The sequence below is a fragment of the Campylobacter concisus genome, assembly GCF_001298465.1.
Classification (GTDB): Bacteria; Campylobacterota; Campylobacteria; order Campylobacterales; family Campylobacteraceae; genus Campylobacter_A; species Campylobacter_A concisus.
Genome location: NZ_CP012541.1, coordinates 700612 through 716984 on the forward strand (window position 1 = coordinate 700612; position 16373 = coordinate 716984).

The 16373-nt window shown below is 37.5% G+C and carries 17 protein-coding genes; 3 read left to right on the forward strand and 14 right to left on the reverse strand.

The window, feature by feature from the left end; all coding sequences use genetic code 11:
• Positions 1–120: 120 nt before the first annotated feature.
• The 13 genes from CCON33237_RS03575 to sstT all read right to left on the reverse strand — a co-directional run bounded on the left by CCON33237_RS03575 (position 121) and on the right by sstT (position 11864).
• Positions 121–1953, reverse strand: a complete 1833-nt coding sequence (locus CCON33237_RS03575; protein ID WP_054197390.1) for a peptidoglycan D,D-transpeptidase FtsI family protein — start codon at positions 1951–1953, stop codon at positions 121–123.
• A 7-nt stretch (positions 1954–1960) separates the two neighbouring features.
• The gene (gene fliE, locus CCON33237_RS03580; RefSeq protein WP_054196419.1) at positions 1961–2254 is read right to left on the reverse strand and encodes a flagellar hook-basal body complex protein FliE; all 294 of its coding nucleotides are present in this window, start codon (positions 2252–2254) and stop codon (positions 1961–1963) included.
• On the reverse strand, positions 2254–2754 hold the full coding sequence (gene flgC / locus CCON33237_RS03585; protein ID WP_054196420.1) for a flagellar basal body rod protein FlgC: 501 nt from the start codon (positions 2752–2754) through the stop codon (positions 2254–2256). Before flgC ends, fliE begins: the two co-directional genes overlap by 1 nt.
• Positions 2755–2762: 8 nt before the next feature.
• Complete coding sequence (gene flgB / locus CCON33237_RS03590; RefSeq protein ID WP_054196421.1) at positions 2763–3197, reverse strand: flagellar basal body rod protein FlgB; 435 nt, start codon at positions 3195–3197, stop codon at positions 2763–2765.
• Positions 3198–3259: 62 nt separating this feature from the next.
• Positions 3260–3856 carry a thioredoxin domain-containing protein gene (locus CCON33237_RS03595; protein WP_054196422.1) on the reverse strand — a complete coding sequence of 199 codons (597 nt, stop codon included), beginning with the start codon at positions 3854–3856 and terminating at the stop codon, positions 3260–3262.
• An 8-nt stretch (positions 3857–3864) separates the two neighbouring features.
• Positions 3865–4317: an SsrA-binding protein SmpB gene (gene smpB / locus CCON33237_RS03600; protein ID WP_035170093.1), complete on the reverse strand. Its 453-nt coding sequence runs from the start codon at positions 4315–4317 to the stop codon at positions 3865–3867.
• A gap of 14 nt (positions 4318–4331) precedes the next feature.
• Positions 4332–5075 (reverse strand): 4-(cytidine 5'-diphospho)-2-C-methyl-D-erythritol kinase, encoded by a 744-nt coding sequence (locus CCON33237_RS03605; RefSeq protein WP_054196423.1) that lies wholly within the window; start codon positions 5073–5075, stop codon positions 4332–4334.
• Positions 5072–5302 (reverse strand): carbon storage regulator CsrA, encoded by a 231-nt coding sequence (gene csrA, locus CCON33237_RS03610; RefSeq protein ID WP_021090864.1) that lies wholly within the window; start codon positions 5300–5302, stop codon positions 5072–5074. The genes CCON33237_RS03605 and csrA overlap by 4 nt, the downstream gene beginning before the upstream one ends.
• The gene (gene truB / locus CCON33237_RS03615; protein WP_054196424.1) at positions 5296–6117 is read right to left on the reverse strand and encodes a tRNA pseudouridine(55) synthase TruB; all 822 of its coding nucleotides are present in this window, start codon (positions 6115–6117) and stop codon (positions 5296–5298) included. Before truB ends, csrA begins: the two co-directional genes overlap by 7 nt.
• Positions 6114–8183 (reverse strand): ATP-dependent helicase, encoded by a 2070-nt coding sequence (locus CCON33237_RS03620; protein WP_054196425.1) that lies wholly within the window; start codon positions 8181–8183, stop codon positions 6114–6116. The genes truB and CCON33237_RS03620 overlap by 4 nt, the downstream gene beginning before the upstream one ends.
• Before the next feature lie 51 nt (positions 8184–8234).
• Positions 8235–8684 (reverse strand): hypothetical protein, encoded by a 450-nt coding sequence (locus CCON33237_RS03625; protein ID WP_054196426.1) that lies wholly within the window; start codon positions 8682–8684, stop codon positions 8235–8237.
• Positions 8678–10408: a M3 family oligoendopeptidase gene (locus CCON33237_RS03630; protein WP_054196427.1), complete on the reverse strand. Its 1731-nt coding sequence runs from the start codon at positions 10406–10408 to the stop codon at positions 8678–8680. The genes CCON33237_RS03625 and CCON33237_RS03630 overlap by 7 nt, the downstream gene beginning before the upstream one ends.
• Positions 10409–10496: 88 nt before the next feature.
• Complete coding sequence (sstT, locus tag CCON33237_RS03635) at positions 10497–11864, reverse strand: serine/threonine transporter SstT (RefSeq protein ID WP_390622022.1); 1368 nt, start codon at positions 11862–11864, stop codon at positions 10497–10499.
• 138 nt (positions 11865–12002) lie between these two features.
• On the opposite strand from sstT, the gene metK reads away from it, so the two are divergent.
• On the forward strand, positions 12003–13208 hold the full coding sequence (metK, locus tag CCON33237_RS03640; protein WP_054196428.1) for a methionine adenosyltransferase: 1206 nt from the start codon (positions 12003–12005) through the stop codon (positions 13206–13208).
• A 43-nt stretch (positions 13209–13251) separates the two neighbouring features.
• On the opposite strand, the gene CCON33237_RS03645 is transcribed toward metK, so the two are convergent.
• On the reverse strand, positions 13252–14544 hold the full coding sequence (locus CCON33237_RS03645; protein ID WP_180997773.1) for an apolipoprotein N-acyltransferase: 1293 nt from the start codon (positions 14542–14544) through the stop codon (positions 13252–13254).
• Here CCON33237_RS03645 and yajC point away from each other — a divergent pair.
• Together yajC and secD are read left to right on the forward strand one after the other, a co-directional pair.
• Positions 14520–14792 carry a preprotein translocase subunit YajC gene (gene yajC / locus CCON33237_RS03650; RefSeq protein ID WP_021090619.1) on the forward strand — a complete coding sequence of 91 codons (273 nt, stop codon included), beginning with the start codon at positions 14520–14522 and terminating at the stop codon, positions 14790–14792. The genes CCON33237_RS03645 and yajC overlap by 25 nt on opposite strands.
• Entirely contained in the window at positions 14792–16372 is a 1581-nt protein-coding gene (gene secD / locus CCON33237_RS03655) for a protein translocase subunit SecD (RefSeq protein WP_054196430.1), read from the forward strand. Before yajC ends, secD begins: the two co-directional genes overlap by 1 nt.
• Position 16373 lies beyond the last annotated feature (1 nt).

The following is a 16373-nucleotide window of genomic DNA, read 5'->3' on the forward strand; positions in this document are numbered from 1 at the left end:
TAAACTAAAAGTATTTTAAGAGCATTAAAGGTTTTGCAATTAGAGAAAACGCCAAAAAGCAAGAGAAATTTTTACATTTAGTTTTTGCTTAGTTTTTAGGTCTTTTTTGTTTTTAAAATTTTAGTCCAAAGCAGGCTTTTGTTTTGTCTTATCGTTTTTAAGCTTATCTTTTTTGGCTTCAAACTCAGCTATTATATTTGCATCAGGAAATAAATATCCATCCTCAACCATCAGATCAACTGCCTTTTTAAACATAGGCAAGGCACTTTGAGCGCCGAAGTAGTAGTAAGGTCTTTGAGGATCCCTTGCTAAAACGCCTATTGTGTAGCTATTGCCTCTTGTGTCATTTACAAAGCCAAAAAAAGAGCCATTGTAGGTATTGCTGTATCCACCACTACCTGAGGCAATGTGTGCAGTTCCAGTCTTGCCACCTATCTCAAGCCCTGGCGTAAAGGCTTTTAGTCCAGTACCTTTTTCAACCGTTTTTATTAAAATTCTCTTCATTATCTTTGCGGTTTCTTGTGATATAACTTGAGCTGGTTCGGACTTTGGCAAATCGTATCTTTTTCCATTTCTCTCTAAGTGGGCAACCATGTGAGGAGTAACTTCAATGCCTTTATTATTAAATGTATTATAGGCTTTTAAAAGCTGCATAAATGTAGCTTGCAAGCCGTATCCGTAGCTCACAGTCGCCTTATATGTCGATGAGTTTAGCTTTGTAACTGTTGGCATCATACCTACTTGCTCGTAAGGTAGATCTATGCCAGTCTTTCTTGAAAAGCCAAAATTTAAAAGTCCTTGATAAATTTGTGGACCATTTAAACGTTCAACAAGTTGAATCATACCGATGTTTGAGCTATGTACGATTATATCTTCAGCACTCATAAAAGGCTCTGGATGGGTATCTTTAATTATCCTTTTACCAAGTTGATATCGGCCATTATAGGTATTTACAAGCTCAAATGGATTTACTTTCTTCTCCTGAAGTAAGATGGAAAATATAAATGGCTTAAAAACTGAGCCAACTTCATAAGCATATTCACTAACGGTCGAATTTAGAGCGCTATAATCTTGCTTTCTTATGTTTGAAGGATCATATCTTGAGCTAGAGGCTAGAGCTAAAATTTCTCCATTTTTGCTATTCATTATACAGATGACTAGCTCTTTTGCATCTAGAAATTCACGCTTTTCATCTAAAATTTGCTCTAGTTTGGTTTGAAATTTAAGCGGTATAGAAAGTACTGCATTGTAGCCATCTACTCTTGTTGCTAAATTTGAGTCGCTTGTTAAAATGATATTATTTCCAATATCGCGAGGCCCTAAAATTTTTGCATTTTGTATAGGGGCTAAATAATCTTCATAATATCTCTCAAGACCTTTTACACCTTTGCTTTTTGTAAGCGCGTCACTTTCAGTTTTGCTCACGTAGCCAATAGCTGGTGTGAGGGCATCTTTTGACATAAATTTACGATTTTGTCCGCTCTCCATTACTCTCATGCCCTGAAATGAAGCAAGGCCTGTTTTTGGGTCAAGATATGAAACCAAAATACTCTTGCGATTTAGCTTTCTTGAGAGCTCTTGAAGGTAGGTAGCACCCTTTGCATCAATACTATATGAGAGTGTAACGATACCTTTTGTACCATTTATGATCTTTCTTACTTTGTTTGGATCGTCGCCGCTGTAAAGCGAATATAGCTTGATAAACATCTCTTTTTTATTAGGATCAATATTTCTAGTGTCAAGCATTACTTTGTAGAGTTTTTGACTTGAAGAGATGCTAAAGCCATCTTTTGTGATTATATTACCACGAATTGCTGTATTTATATCGCTTGTTTGAAGTCTAGGAAGCTTTCGCTCGATACTTGCTCTATAAAATATGACAAGCACAAATATTGAAATTCCAAAAGTAATTAATAAAAAAAGTATGGTTATTTTTGATTTTCTGGAATTCATTAATGACTTAAATTTGTGTTCTAGAAATTTCTTTATAAGCACTTAGTGCTTTGTTGCGAATTTCTAGCATAAGCTTCATGCTAGTCTCTGCTTTACCTATCGCAATAGCAGCTTGGTGAAGATCTTTTACCTCGCCAGTTGCAAGATCAGCTATGGCTTTATCAGCGTTTATTTGAACCTTGTTTAGCTCTTTTAAAGAGTCGTTTAAAGCATTTTCGAAGCCGCCTTGTTCGCCTGCTTTTGCTATTTTATTTGAATTTTCATTTTTATTTATTTTGTCTAAATTTATACTATTTATCATTATGCTTGTCCTGAAATAAGTGATATTGCACTTTGTGCTATTGTTTTTGCGTTTTGAAAGGCTGCCACGTTTGCTTGATATGCTCTTGTTGCTTCAAGTAGGTCAGACATCTCAATAACCGGATTTATATTTGGAAATGCGACGTAGCCATTTGCATTTGCGTCTGGATGGCTCGGGTCATATTTTAGCTGAAAGTCCTTATCGTCACGCACCACTTTATCCACGATCACGCTAGTTAGGGCAGGGTGAGCGTTTCTTGGTGAGCTTGGGTCGTCGAGTGGATTTTCATACTCGAGTAGACTTTGTGAGCTTTTAAGCTGATCGTTTAAAATTTTATCAAAATTCATCTCTTTAAAGATGACCTCTTGCCTTCTATAAGGGCCACCTTCAGCCGTTCTTGTGGTTTGAGCATTTGCTATGTTTGAGCTGATGACGTTCATCCTGAAGCGTTGCGCACTTAGTCCGTATCCACTAATATCAAAATCATTTAAGTATGACATCATCTCTCCTAGTTTTTAGCACTTGCGTCTATTACGCTTTTAAAGATATTGCTTTGAGCCTTGTAGGCGTTATCAAGGGCGTTTATCATAACTGTGTTTTTACCCATTTCTGTTGTCTCAACATCAAGATCGACTGTGTTTGCGTCGTTTCTAGCCATGTGACCGTCACGCAAGAAAATTTGAGCTGTGTCGCTTTTTGGAAAATCAACCGCAGCCATATGCGCTTCGTTTGTTTTAGCAAGCTGTAGCTTTTTTTGGCTTGAAGTGTTATAAATTTCATTTGCTTTTTCTTTTAAAACATCTTCAAATCTTATATCTCTAGCTTTATAAAATGGTGTATCAACGTTTGCAAGATTACCAGAGATTAGTTTTTGGCGTAGTTCTCTACCTGCAAGAGCTGATTCAACAAGTGGGCTAGATTTTGATTTATCTAAAACAAACATTTAAAATCCTTATGAAATTTCACATTTTTATAAGCAAACGATGTTCCAAATATAGGGCAAATTTATTTTGTCTCATAAATTTTTGCCAGATCTTCTTTCATTTTTGTGACTTTTATACCACCAAGATAGTATTTTACTCCGTATTGTCCGCTATCTACGTCTGTTAAAATTTGATATTCGCCATTTTTTATCACGACCTTAAAAGGTAGTGCGATCTCGTGTTTGTATTCGATGTCTCTTACGATCTGCTCGGCAAGTCTGTCATTTATCTTTTGATCGTTTGTTATGAAGTAGTAGGCGTTAAATTTTTGCATAAATTCGTGCAAAACATACTCATTTGTGACATTTTCAAAATGAGTTAGTCCTATTAGCGTAAATTTATCTTTGTTTTCAAGCTGATATTTTGTAAGCTCAGCTGCCTCTTTTTGGCAAGGTGGGCAAAATGTACCAAAAATATCGATCATTGAAACTTTATTTTCATCATTTTTGATAGCAAAGCCATGATTTTTTCGAACTAAAGTAAGCTCCTTGCCGCTTACATCTACAAGCTTAACCTCTTCATTTGGACTAAATTCTTTAAAATTTACACTACTGCTCTCATCGTCACCACAGCCAAAAAAAGCAAATAAAGTGATTATTAAAACAAGCAAATTCTTCATCTTATCCCTTAAACATATCTTTTTATGGCAGCTCTTGCCTCTTTGTCTGCCTCGCGTCTTTTTAGAGTCTCGCGCTTGTCGTGTAAATTTTTACCTTTTGCGAGTGCAAGCCTTGCTTTTACGATGTTTTTATCACTCAAATAAAGTGCTAAAACAACTAGTGCTAGTCCATCTTGTGAGACTTGACCGAAAATTTTATCGATCTGCTTTCTATGCATCAAAAGTTTTCTGGCTGCTCGCTCATTTGGACGAAATGCGCTATGTGTAGTCTCAAGATAGCTAATGTGGGCGTTTAATAAAAAAAGCTCACCCTTTATGACACGCACAAAGCTATCTTTTAAATTTGCTCTGCCAGCCCTTAGTGCTTTGACTTCGCTGCCTTTTAATACAATGCCAGCCTCGAAGGTCTCAAGTATGCTAAAGTCGTGCAGAGCTTTCTTGTTTTTTGCTAGATCTTTTATCAAAATTTTACCTTTTATTTCACGCTAAATACGCTACTGCCGCTACCACTTAGAAATTTATCTTTAAACTCATTCATCTGTGGATAGAGCTTGAAGCATGGGGCAAAAAGATCGTTTAACTCACCATTTTTATAAATTTCAAGTAGCTTTTTGCTCTTTAAATTTTGCATCTTTTTTGCAGCATTAACGTCTATGTATTGTAAGAAATTGCTTCTAAATTCTTGATAAACCGCCGGTGTAGAGCAAAAAACATTTGGCGTGAAAATATTTAAACCAGGTACTTCATCATCAAATTCTTCTATGATCTCACCTATGCCGCTTACATTTGCTGCTTTGTAGCCACTTACGAAAAAAGCCACATCTGCACCGATTTTAGACGCTATTTGTATCAAATTTTCACGTTTTATATTTAAATTTAGCTCGTCATTTACCATTAGCAAAAAGGTGGCAGCGTTTGAACTACCTCCGCCAAGACCCGCACCAATTGGGATATTTTTGTTGATGATGATTTTATGAGAGCCAAAAAACTCGTCAAGCTCGTTTGAAAAGCCGGCTCTTTTTAGCTCATCTATCGCTTTTTGAATGATGTTATCTTTTATATCGTGGTTGTTGCATTCTATGGCAAATGAATTTGATTTTTTAAAATAAATTTCGTCAAAAAGCTGCTCACAGAGGATAAAGCGCGATGAAATTTCGTGGTAGCTGCCTCTAGTACCAACTATCTTTAAAAATACATTTATCTTTGCAAAGCTTTTCATTTCTCGATTTTTTTAGCTAGCTCATGAATATCGGCTTCACTTGCGGTTTTTGTGGCATGGATATTTTCGTTTTTGATATCGTTTGCTAGTTCGCTTCTTAGTATCATTGTATTTCGTGGCGCTTCGATACCGAGTTTAACAGTATTTTTTGAAATATTTACTATGACAACTTTTATGTCATTTCCTATTAAAATTTCTTCATTTTCTTTTCTTGCTAGGATTAACATTTTTCAACCTTATTTAGAGTGTAATTTATAGTATCATCCGTGATTTGGATTACGCTCATAAATTTATCATAATTTAGCAAATAAATTCCTTGCTTTTGTGTTTCAAAATCGTTAATTTTTAATTTCTTACCATCAAGAATATCATTTATATCCCCAAAGTATGTATTCTTCTGAATGTTTAAAAAATCACAAATATTCAAAAATTTTTCATTTTCGTAGCAAAATTTACCTTCACTCATCCTTTTTAATGAGCTTAAAGTTACATTATAACCAAGCTTTTTTCCAAAAATTTCTGCATACGAACGGATATAACTTCCTTCGCTTACGCTTAGACGGATAGTTAAAAATGGGTGCGAATAGTTTAAAATTTGGCTATCAAAAATTTCCATCGTTTCTGTCTTTAGCTCAAATTCTTCGCCATTTCTAGCTAGCTTATAGGCTCTTGTGCCATTTACGTGCTTGGCGCTAAATTTTGGCGGGATATAGCTTATCTTGCCTATTAGCTCGCCTCTAATGGCTTCAAGTTTTTCTAAATTTATCTCTTTTGCATTTGAAATTTCAGTAATATTTTCATTGTCCATGCTAGGACTACTCGCCCCAATCCAGATCGTAGCTTCATAGACTTTTGGACTTTTATCTAAAAATCTAAAAAATTTCGTATACGAGCCAAAAGCGACTATTAGGCAGCCGCTTGCGAATGGATCGAGCGTGCCTGAAAATCCAGCTTTTTTAACGCCGTATTTTCTCTTTAGTCGCCCTAAAAAGTGGTTTGAGCTCATGCCAGCAGGCTTGTTTGCCACGAAAATGGCGTTCATACGGCCTTTTCCACGAAGCTTGACATGATCTCTCTTACGTTGCCACCAAAATTTATAGTTAGCTTAAACTCTTTTTTGATCTTGCTAACCGCACTCACCCTGCCGATACCAAAAATTTTATGTTTAACAAGGTCGCCTTTTTTAAATTCATTACTCTTTTCGATAACTAGCGAGCCATGCGTGATACCGCTCTCGCTTAAAAATCTACTCTTATTTAACCTCGTGCGCTGACCTTTGTAAAAGCGCGAATTTGCAAAGCTTAGACTAAGTGTCTTTTTAGCTCTTGTTATCGCCACGTAAGCTAGCCTGCGCTCCTCTTCGATGTCGCTTCCATCGCCAATTAGTGGGAAAAATCCCTCTTCAAGACCGATAACAAAAAGGTGCTCAAACTCAAGACCCTTGCTAGCATGCACACTCATAATGCTAATAGCCTCATCGCTGATGCCGTCTTGCTCGCTTGTTAGCGTGATCTCGTTTAAAAACTCCTCCAGATCAAAGCTTGGATTTTGCTTGATCTGATCTTTTAAAACAGCGTAAAACTCATCGATATTCGCCGCTCTTTCAGCGCCATCTGGCAAGCTCTCGTAGTATTTTTTCACGCCAAATTTAGCTTCAAATTTATCTATTAGGTCAAAAACTGAGCTGCTTTCTTGAAGCTCTTTTAGGTTGCTTGCAAACTCAACAAGAGCTGATTTCACCTTTTTGCTAAAGGCTTCATCGTTACCAGAGATGTTTGAGATCGCCTCGTAAATGGAAATTTTGCTATCAAATGCTATTTTTTCAAGCTTATCAAGGCTTACTTTACCAAGGCCGCGCTTTGGACGGTTTATGATGCGCCTTATTGAAAAATCATCGTTTGGATTATTTATCAGCCTTAGGTAGCTTATGATATCTTTGATCTCGGCTCTTTCGTAAAATTTTACACCACCGACCATTTTATAGGCGATCTGCTCTTTGTTTAGTCCATCTTCAAGTGAGCGAGAGAGCGCGTTTATGCGGTATAAGATCGCGATATCTTTTGCTTGCACGCCTTTGCTTAAAAGCTCTTTTATACATTTTGCGATCTTACCAGCCTCAACGCTCTCATCAAAGCTCTCTATCAAATTTACAGCCTCGCCTTCGCCTTTTGTGCCCACAAGCTTTTTGCCAAGGCGGTTACGGTTGTGGTCTATTAGTTCGTTTGCTGCTTTAAGTATTGCATTGCTTGAGCGGTAGTTTTTTTCTAGCCTTATGATCTTTACGTCTTTAAACTGATCTTTAAAATTTAAGATATTATCTATCTTAGCACCACGCCAGCCGTAGATGCTTTGGTCATCGTCACCCACGACACAGATATTTTCGTGGCACAAGCAGAGCTTTTTTAGGAGTTTGTACTGAAGGTCGTTTGTATCTTGATACTCATCGACCATTATGTATTTGTAGCGATTTGAAATTTCTCTCGCAAGATCTTCGTTTTCATCTAAAATTTTATACGTAAGTCCTAGTAGATCGTCAAAATCAACAAGATTATTTGTTTTGAGATAATCTTCATATTTTTCATAAATTTGAGCAGCTTGTTTGTAAAAGTTATCCTTGCTTTTGTCAAATGAAGAGAAATTTGCGTTTTTACAGACCTCTTCGACGCTTAAAAGTGAGTTTTTGTAGTTTGAAATTTCGCTTGACAAAATCGCCGTGGCAACTGGACTTTCAAAGCTTTTGATGATGCGTTTTTTATCATCTGTGTCGATTATGACGAAGTTGTTTTTTCTACCAAGTTTTTCTATGTAAAGCTTTAAAAACAAAAGTCCAAATTTATGAAATGTGCAAAGTAGCGGCGAATAGTTTTTACCGCTTTGGCTTAGCATCGCCATGGCTCTACTACGCATCTCGTTGGCGGCTTTGTTTGTAAAAGTAAGAGTTAGTGTATTTGCTGCGTCTATACCGACCTCGCCGATGAGGTAGGCAAGTCTAGTCGTGATCGTCTTTGTCTTACCGCTGCCAGCTCCTGCAAGTATGAGCATCGGACCATCTATATGAGTGGCTGCTTCGCATTGGGCTTCGTTTAAATTTGATAGTAGTTTTTCCATTTTTTACTTTTTAAATTTTCTTTTGATTTTAGCCAAAAATGCTTAAAACTACTATTTTTTCTTAAATATATCTTTATTTTTTGGATTTTGTAAAAAGACTGAAACCGATTTTTTTGTGTGGTCCGCTTGCTTCTCTTTTGGCTTATGAATAGAAAAATTTACAAGGATCGGGCTATTTTCAACCAAAATTTGTACAATACCACCAAGTGGAAAAGAGACCACAGAGGCGAAATTTTCACTACCAAAGCCAGCCTCAAAGCTAAGCTCATCTTGTGTTAGTTTTGTACTTTCAAGCGTATATCCACCAAGTGAGAACATAATGACTGGCATGCTAAAGCTCTTGCTTATCTCATCTGGCAAGCTAGGCTCAAAGCTAACTAGCGGCAAATTTGCCACAACTGAGAAATTTACCCCTTTTTCAAGCAAAAAATCAATGCACTCATAAACGTGCATCTTCATCAACAGCGCAAATTTCTCATCATCTAAAATTTCATCTAACATCTCATTCCTTTTGAAATTTCTAAAAACTCATCTACTAACTTTTTAACTTCATTTATGCCTATCTGCCAGAAATTTTTATCATCTATGTCAAAGCCAAATTTACCAACAAGCTCCCTTGGGCTAAGGCTGCCGCCAAGGCTTAAAAACTCGGTGTAAATTTCGACAAAATTTTTGCATTTGCCGCTTTTGTAAAGCCCAAAAAGTGCAAGTACAAGAAGCTGCGCGTAAGAGTAGGCGTAGCAGTAAAACGGTGTGTGGATGAAGTGCGGGATGTAGCTCCACCAAATTTTGTAGTAGTCATTTAGCGTGACACTTTTACCAAACATCTTTTTGCTTTCTCTTAGCCAAATTCTATTTAGCTCATCTAGGCTGATCTCGCCCTCATGTGCGTGTACAGCTCGCTCAAATGTGGTGAAATTTATCTGGCGGTAAAGCGTGGCAAATATATCCTCGATCTTGCCAGCAAGTAGTGAAATTTTCTCTTTTTTGCTAAGACCGTCTTTTATGTGATCAAAAACTAACATCTCACAAAAGACTGAAGCCGTCTCAGCCGTGGTTAGCGGCGTGTCTGAGTTTAAGTAGCTTACGTTATATGAGAGCTTTTGATGCACGGCGTGGCCAAGCTCGTGAGCAAGCGTGAAAAGGTCTCTTCGTTGATTTGTGTGATTTAGTAAAACATAAGGGTGCGTGTCGCTTGATCCTGAGTGAGAAAATGCCCCGCCTCGCTTGTTTTGCGCCGGATAAACGTCGATCCAGCCGTCACTAAAGGCACTTTTAGCGATTTCGCCAAACTTGCTTGAGAAATTTGAAAATGCTTTTAAAACTATCTTTTTACAATCATCAAATTTATACTCACCCTCACTGCTAAGAGGTGCGTATCTGTCGTAGTCATAAAGCCTTTTAAGGCCTAAAATTTCTCTTTTTCGCTCGTAAAATTTAGCAACTAGGTCGAAATTTTTCTCAGTTACGGCGATGAGCGAGTCAACGCTTTTTTTACTGATTTGATTTTCAAGGTGTCTTGGCTCTTCTGGTAGCTTAAAATTTCTAAGCTCGCAGCTAGTCTTTAGATCAGTTTTTATCATATTATATATATAGCCAAGAAGGTGCTGGTGCTTACTAAGCTCGTTTGAGAGGCTTTTGGCGGCTAGTTTTCGCACGCTTTGGTCGCTCTCATGAAGCTTGGCTAAAATTTCCTCTTCATTTAAAAGCTCACCTTTAAATTTAAACCTCATCTTGCTCATACTTTCATCAAAAAGCCTCGAAAACCCCTCAGCTCCAGTGCTTGCAGTGCGAAGCAAAACTCTTTCTTCAGCAACGCTAAGTTGGTGCGGTTTTGCTTTAGCGAGATTGCTTAGATAGTAGCCATATTTTTTAGAGCTTTTGATGATCTCTTCTTGTTTTTTAGGGCTAAACTCATTAAATTTGATCTCAAAAAATATCAAATTTTCATTTGCTTTTGTCGCGATCTCATCGATCTTTGCATAAAATGCGCCTTTGCTTGTATCTTTAGCAAAATTTAAAAAAGCGTAGGTCATTACTTTTGAAATTTTGGCTACCAAGCTTTCATATTCTTCAAATGCCTTTAAAAACTCATCTGTTTTTAAATTTTCATAATTTTCAAGATATTTATCTTTAAATTTCTCGCACTCTGCCTGTAAATTTAGTGCATTTTGCTCGCACTCTTTTTCGTTTGCAAAAAGTGCTTTTAGATCCCAAATTTGCATAATCGTCCTTTAAATTTTTTGGGATATTTTACAAAAAAATGGATAAAAGTAAAATTTCAGCCAAAATTTAGCTGAAATTTTATGAAGATTAGTTTGAAGTCTCTGAGGCTACGGCTGTAAAAAGCACGTCTGATGAGCTATTTAGCGCAGTTTCAACTGAGTCTTGGATGACGCCTATAGTAAAGCCAACTGTGACAAACTGCATAGCGATGTCATTGCCGATACCAAAAAGACCACACGCTAACGGCACTAGAAGCAGTGAGCCACCAGCCACGCCAGAAGCACCGCACGCACCTAGTGCTGAGATGAAGCAAAGAAGAAGCGCATCGCCAAATGTAACTGTGATAGATGGGATAGAATTCACTGCAGTAAGCGCTAGGATGCTGATAGTAACTGCCGCACCTCCCATATTTATAGTAGCACCTAGTGGGATAGAGATCGAATAAAGCTCCTCTTTTAGCCCAAGCTTTTTGCAAAGTGCCATATTTACAGGGATATTTGCAGCTGAACTTCTCGTAAAAAATGCTGAAATAGCACTCTCTTTTAAGCAGATCATGACAAGTGGATAAGGATTTTTTCTAGTTAATATAAAAACCATGGCTGGATAGATGATAAATGCGACAACAAGCATTGCTCCAACAAGAACCAAGATGAGCTTAAGATATCCAGCAAGTACCTCAAATCCAGTTTCATGAATGCTGATAGTAACCATACCAAAGATACCAAATGGAGCTAGTCTAATGATAAATTTAACGATATGAGTCACACCATCGCTTATGTCTTTAAATACTTTTTTGGTCTCAGCTGTGGAATTTCTAAGTGCTATACCACTACCAACTGCCCAGGTGATGATGCCTATATAGTTACCATTTGCAAGGGCGTTTATTGGATTTTCGACCATTTTATAAATGAGATCTTTTAAAACATTGGTAATCCCTTGAGGCGCTGACATATCAGCACTTTGTAGGCCTTTTAAAGAAAGCTCCACTGGAAATAAGAAACTAGCAACAACTGCAACAACGGCTGCTAAAAATGTACCGACAAGATAGAGTGTAATGATCTTTTGCATACCTTTTGTATGACCAAAATCTCTTAAAATGATGGATGTTGCTACCAAAACAAAGACAAGAATTGGTGCGATAGCTTTTAAAGCGCCTTTGAATAAATCGCCTAAAACTGAAGCAGAAGCAGCGATAGAATCGGCTGAGCTAGCTTTTTCTTTAGCTTCGTTTAGCTGCTTGGCTTCATCCTGACTAAGGCGAGTTTTTATAACTTCATCTACGCTCAAACCACTTTCGTTTTGAATAGTTTGAATTTTAGCTGAAATATTGTTGTAAGGGGCTGCCTGATAATGTGTGTAAAAGCCAACTAGGGCACCTAGGATGATACCAACTAAAATTTGAACGATCAAATTTCCATCGGCGTATCTTCTTGCAATGTTTTTAAACATATTCATTTGAAACCTTAATAAGTTAATTTTTTGCTGATTCTAGCTAAACAATTTTTAAATATAAAGAAATTTAGACAGATTAATTCGCTTTTTATAAAGATTAGTTACAATTGCACAAAATTTTAGTCAAGAAAAAGGATGAAAATGTATCTATTTACTTCCGAAGTTGTAAGTCCAGGTCATCCAGATAAATGTGCTGATATAATCGCTGATAGCATTGTTGATACCATTTTAACACAAGATCCAAATGGACGCATCGCAAGCGAAGTCTTTGTGGCTGGAAAAAACATAGTAATAGGCGGAGAGATAAACTCAAAAGTAAAACTCTCTTTTAAAGATTACGAAAAGATCGTAAAAGACGCTCTTGCTCATATCGGGTATGACGGAAAGAGTAAATTTACAAAAGAGCAGTGCTTGCACCCAGATGATATAGAGGTCAAAGTCTGCTTAAATCAACAAAGCCCAGATATAAATCAAGGTGTTGATCAAAGTAGCGGTGAGATTGGAGCAGGTGATCAAGGTATCATGTTTGGCTTTGCAAGCTGCGAAGCGAAAGAATTTATGCCAGCAGCTATAACTTATGCAAGAATGCTTTGTGAAAAAGTATATAAATTTGCCAAAGCAAACCCTGATAAGCTTGGCGTTGATATTAAAACGCAAGTTACGATTGATTACGGCAGCAAAGATAACTTTGAAAACTGCAAACCTCAAAGCATCCACACTATCGTCGTATCTGCTCCTTGCGTGGAGAGCATGAAGATAGAAGAGCTTCGCGCACTAATACAAAATTTAATAGACGAAACTGGTCTTCCAAAAGAACTGTATAATAAAGAAAAAACGATCATTTACATAAACCCAACGGGCAGATATGTAAATCACAGCTCACTTCACGATAGCGGTCTAACAGGCAGAAAACTAATCGTTGATAGCTTTGGCGGATATAGCCCGATAGGCGGCGGTGCTCAGTCAAGCAAGGACTACACAAAGGTTGATAGAAGCGGACTTTACGCAGCGCGCTGGATAGCTAAAAATATCGTCGCTGCTGGCCTTGCTAAAAAATGCATCGTCCAGATAAGCTACGCAATAGGCGTTGCAAAGCCAACTTCAGTTAGTGTTGATACCATGGGAACTCATGCAAATGGCGTAAATGACGATATGCTTTCAAATTTTGTAAGCGAGCATTTTGCTCTAACGCCTCGCTGGATAACAAATAAATTTGGTCTTGATAAACCAAGCAAAGATACATTTTTATATGCAAAAGTAGCCGCAAAAGGTCAAGTAGGAAATGCAAAATACCCTTGGGAAAAGCTTGATGCGGTTGATACCTTCAAGGCTTTACTAAAAAAATAATCAAAAAAGTGGCTTTATCTAAAAGCCACTTTAAATCTCCTTTTTAAAACTCATCCCAAAACGCTTTTTTAGGCTTTATGATCTCACTTTTTGAGCCATTTACGCTGTGATAGACCGCTTTATTATATTTTGTAGCAAGATGCTTTATAAGCAACATTTGAAGCACAGGTTCGCTACTTGGTATAAACCAGCCGTTATTTGTGATAGTCACGACCACGTCAAATTCGCCATTATAAAGCTCCTCTTTTGTTGCCTCATAGCAGATAGCGTTTCTAATTTTTACTCCATCTACCTCGTAGTCGCTAAAATTTTCAGCCCTTTTAAAGTCACTAGCTCCACCAAAAAATATCTTATTTACTGCATCTTGCATAAATTTTGGCAGAGGAATTTCTTCTCCAAATGGTACTAAAAATTTCTTATCCATTCGCCTAAGATTGCCATCTTGAAACAAAAATGCAGAGTTATAAAATTGCTTATTTTCATAGGCAAGCGCGCCAGCTACGATGGTTATCTTTTTTGAAAGCTCTTTTAGCTCATCGACAAGTAGTGGCTCATTTGTCATAAATAGTGGAAATGCACTCTCTGGAAGCACGATGAGGCGTTTTTGCTCGGCGATAGCGCTATTTATCATGTCTAAATTTTCATTTGTAAATTTCATGCGTAAGCTTTTATCCCAGCGCACCCTTTGAGCGACATCGGTGTTTATTAGCTCCACGTCAAATGGCAAAGTCTTTGCCTCACCACTTTTAAACTGCAAAGCGGCGATGAGGCAGATAAAAGCTAGGATAAATTTTAAAATTTTATCTTTTAAACTCAAAGAAATGGCTGCTAAAAACATAAAAATAAGCCCTCTCGTACTTGGCTCAAAAGCGCCTAAAACAAGCGTTGCTTCAAGGTTAAACCAGTTAAAGCCAAATGGATGAATATAGCTTACTAAAAATAGCAAAATAGCTCTAAGCACTATAAAGCTTGGGAAAGAGGCTATCCAAAACATAAATCCGTAAACAATGGCTACAAAGAGGATGACAAAAGGTATGAGCCAGATCAGATCGTAGTAGATAAAACTAAAGCTAATCCAATAAAACCATAAAATTCCTGTGAAAAATCCAGCCACGAAAAAACCAGCTCTGCTTAAATTTATGATGATGTAAATTCCAGTCAAAGTTAGAAACGGCGAGATAAAATTTAAGAGCAAATTCTCGAAGAGGCTTAAAAAAATAAAGTTGGAAAGCAAAAAAGCACCGACAAAGGCTTTTATTATAATTTTAGTGCTAAAATGCCCATTTAAAAATCTTACAAATAAGGAAATCCATGCAAAACGCTGATTTTTTAACATCATTACTACCTCTTGTTGTGCTTTTCGCCATATTTTACTTTTTGGTTATTAGACCTCAACAAAAACAACAAAAAGCCCATGCAGCAATGCTCGCAGCTCTTGATAAAGGTGATAAGATAATAACTAATGGCGGACTTATCTGCGAAGTGATTAAAGCCGAAAATGATTTTATCAAAGTTAAACTTAACGATGATGTAATCGTTCGTATAGCACGCGAGTTTGTAGCTAAAAAGATCGAAGATAAATAATGCGTAACGCAAGAGTCACATATAGGCTAGTTATCTTAATATTAGCCTTGATTTTTGGTTTTGGCTTTTCGGTGCCATCTTTTTTTCAAACACAAAGTGGAGCTAAAATTTCACTTGGCCTTGATCTTCAAGGCGGCCTTCATATGCTACTTGGTGTTGAAACGAGCGAAGCTATTCACTCAAAAATAAAATCAATAGCTGGAAGTATAAATTATTATGCTAAAAAAGAAGATGTGTTAATTGATAAATTTAAGATTAAAGAAGAGAACATTGACTTTACTCTCCTTGATGGCGACGAGGCTCCAAAAGTAGATAAAGCACTAGCCGAGATAAAGGGGCTTAATATTAAAAAAGATGGTTTAAATTACAGCATATCTTTAACCGAGCAAGAAAGAACGGATACGATCGAATATGCGATCTCGCAAGCTGTTGAAACCATCAGAAACAGACTTGATCAGTTTGGTCTAGCTGAGCCAACTGTTGCCAGACAGGGCAAAGATAATATCCTAGTTGAGCTTCCTGGTATAAAAACTGAAGAGGATGAACAAAGAGCAAGAGATCTCATCGCAAAGGCTGCTCACTTGCAGCTTATGGCAGTTGATGATAAAAGACAAGATCAGGCTAATGCAATGAGCGAGGCTGAAGCTGAAAGCTACGGCGATGTGATCTTTAAAGATGCTAAAAATGACCGCGTGAAATACGTCGTTAAAAATATCCCAGTGCTTGACGGCTCGATGCTAACTGATGCAAAAGTCGCATTTTCTCAGCAAAATAACTTGCCTATTATAAATTTCACTCTTAACTCAGAAGGCGCTAGAATTTTTGGTGATTTTACTGGCGCAAATGTCGGCAAAAGGCTTGCTATTGTACTTGATGGCAAGGTTTATTCAGCTCCTGTTATAAATGAAAGAATAGGTGGCGGCAGCGGCCAGATCAGCGGTGGTTTTACCCTTGATGAGGCTCACGACGTAGCGATCGCACTTAGAAGTGGCGCACTTTTAGCACCTGTGAAGATGCTAGAAAAAAGAAGCGTTGGTCCATCTTTAGGCCAAGAGAGCATCAACCAAAGCATGGTTGCTCTTGCTGCTGGATCTATCTTGGTTGTGCTATTTATGCTAGTTTATTATGGAATTTCTGGAATTTTTGCAAATATCGCGCTAGTTGCGGATGTCGTTATATTAGTTGCTGTCATGGCACTTTTTGGAGCTACGCTTACCTTGCCAGGTATGGCTGGTATCGTGCTAACGATTGGTATGGCAGTTGATGCAAACGTCATCATAAACGAGCGTATACGTGAGCTTTTACGTGAAGGTGTTGCGATAAGGACAGCTGTCCAAAAGGGCTATGAGCACGCCATGAGTGCGATCATTGACTCAAACTTAACTACTATCATTACAGTTGCTGTGCTTTATGCTTATGGTACTGGCCCAGTTAAAGGCTTTGCTGTGACAATGGCCATAGGTATCATGGCTTCTATGCTAACAGCCATTTTAGGCACACATGGCATGTTTGATGCTGCTATGGACAAGATAGAAAAAAGTGGAAATACCAGACTTTGGTTTGGTTATAAAAGGAGCTAAT

What these genes read in the sequence shown, in the direction of transcription:
- CCON33237_RS03575 (WP_054197390.1), bottom strand. Translation starts at nt 1,953, where the DNA reads ATGAATTCCAGAAAATCAAAAATAACCATACTTTTTTTATTAATTACT.
- fliE (WP_054196419.1), bottom strand. Translation starts at nt 2,254, where the DNA reads ATGATAAATAGTATAAATTTAGACAAAATAAATAAAAATGAAAATTCA.
- flgC (WP_054196420.1), bottom strand. Translation starts at nt 2,754, where the DNA reads ATGTCATACTTAAATGATTTTGATATTAGTGGATACGGACTAAGTGCG.
- flgB (WP_054196421.1), bottom strand. Translation starts at nt 3,197, where the DNA reads ATGTTTGTTTTAGATAAATCAAAATCTAGCCCACTTGTTGAATCAGCT.
- CCON33237_RS03595 (WP_054196422.1), bottom strand. Translation starts at nt 3,856, where the DNA reads ATGAAGAATTTGCTTGTTTTAATAATCACTTTATTTGCTTTTTTTGGC.
- CCON33237_RS03605 (WP_054196423.1), bottom strand. Translation starts at nt 5,075, where the DNA reads ATGAAAAGCTTTGCAAAGATAAATGTATTTTTAAAGATAGTTGGTACT.
- csrA (WP_021090864.1), bottom strand. Translation starts at nt 5,302, where the DNA reads ATGTTAATCCTAGCAAGAAAAGAAAATGAAGAAATTTTAATAGGAAAT.
- truB (WP_054196424.1), bottom strand. Translation starts at nt 6,117, where the DNA reads ATGAACGCCATTTTCGTGGCAAACAAGCCTGCTGGCATGAGCTCAAAC.
- CCON33237_RS03620 (WP_054196425.1), bottom strand. Translation starts at nt 8,183, where the DNA reads ATGGAAAAACTACTATCAAATTTAAACGAAGCCCAATGCGAAGCAGCC.
- CCON33237_RS03625 (WP_054196426.1), bottom strand. Translation starts at nt 8,684, where the DNA reads ATGTTAGATGAAATTTTAGATGATGAGAAATTTGCGCTGTTGATGAAG.
- CCON33237_RS03630 (WP_054196427.1), bottom strand. Translation starts at nt 10,408, where the DNA reads ATGCAAATTTGGGATCTAAAAGCACTTTTTGCAAACGAAAAAGAGTGC.
- sstT (WP_390622022.1), bottom strand. Translation starts at nt 11,864, where the DNA reads ATGAATATGTTTAAAAACATTGCAAGAAGATACGCCGATGGAAATTTG.
- metK (WP_054196428.1), top strand. Translation starts at nt 12,003, where the DNA reads ATGTATCTATTTACTTCCGAAGTTGTAAGTCCAGGTCATCCAGATAAA.
- yajC (WP_021090619.1), top strand. Translation starts at nt 14,520, where the DNA reads ATGCAAAACGCTGATTTTTTAACATCATTACTACCTCTTGTTGTGCTT.
- CCON33237_RS03645 (WP_180997773.1), bottom strand. Translation starts at nt 14,544, where the DNA reads ATGTTAAAAAATCAGCGTTTTGCATGGATTTCCTTATTTGTAAGATTT.
- secD (WP_054196430.1), top strand. Translation starts at nt 14,792, where the DNA reads ATGCGTAACGCAAGAGTCACATATAGGCTAGTTATCTTAATATTAGCC.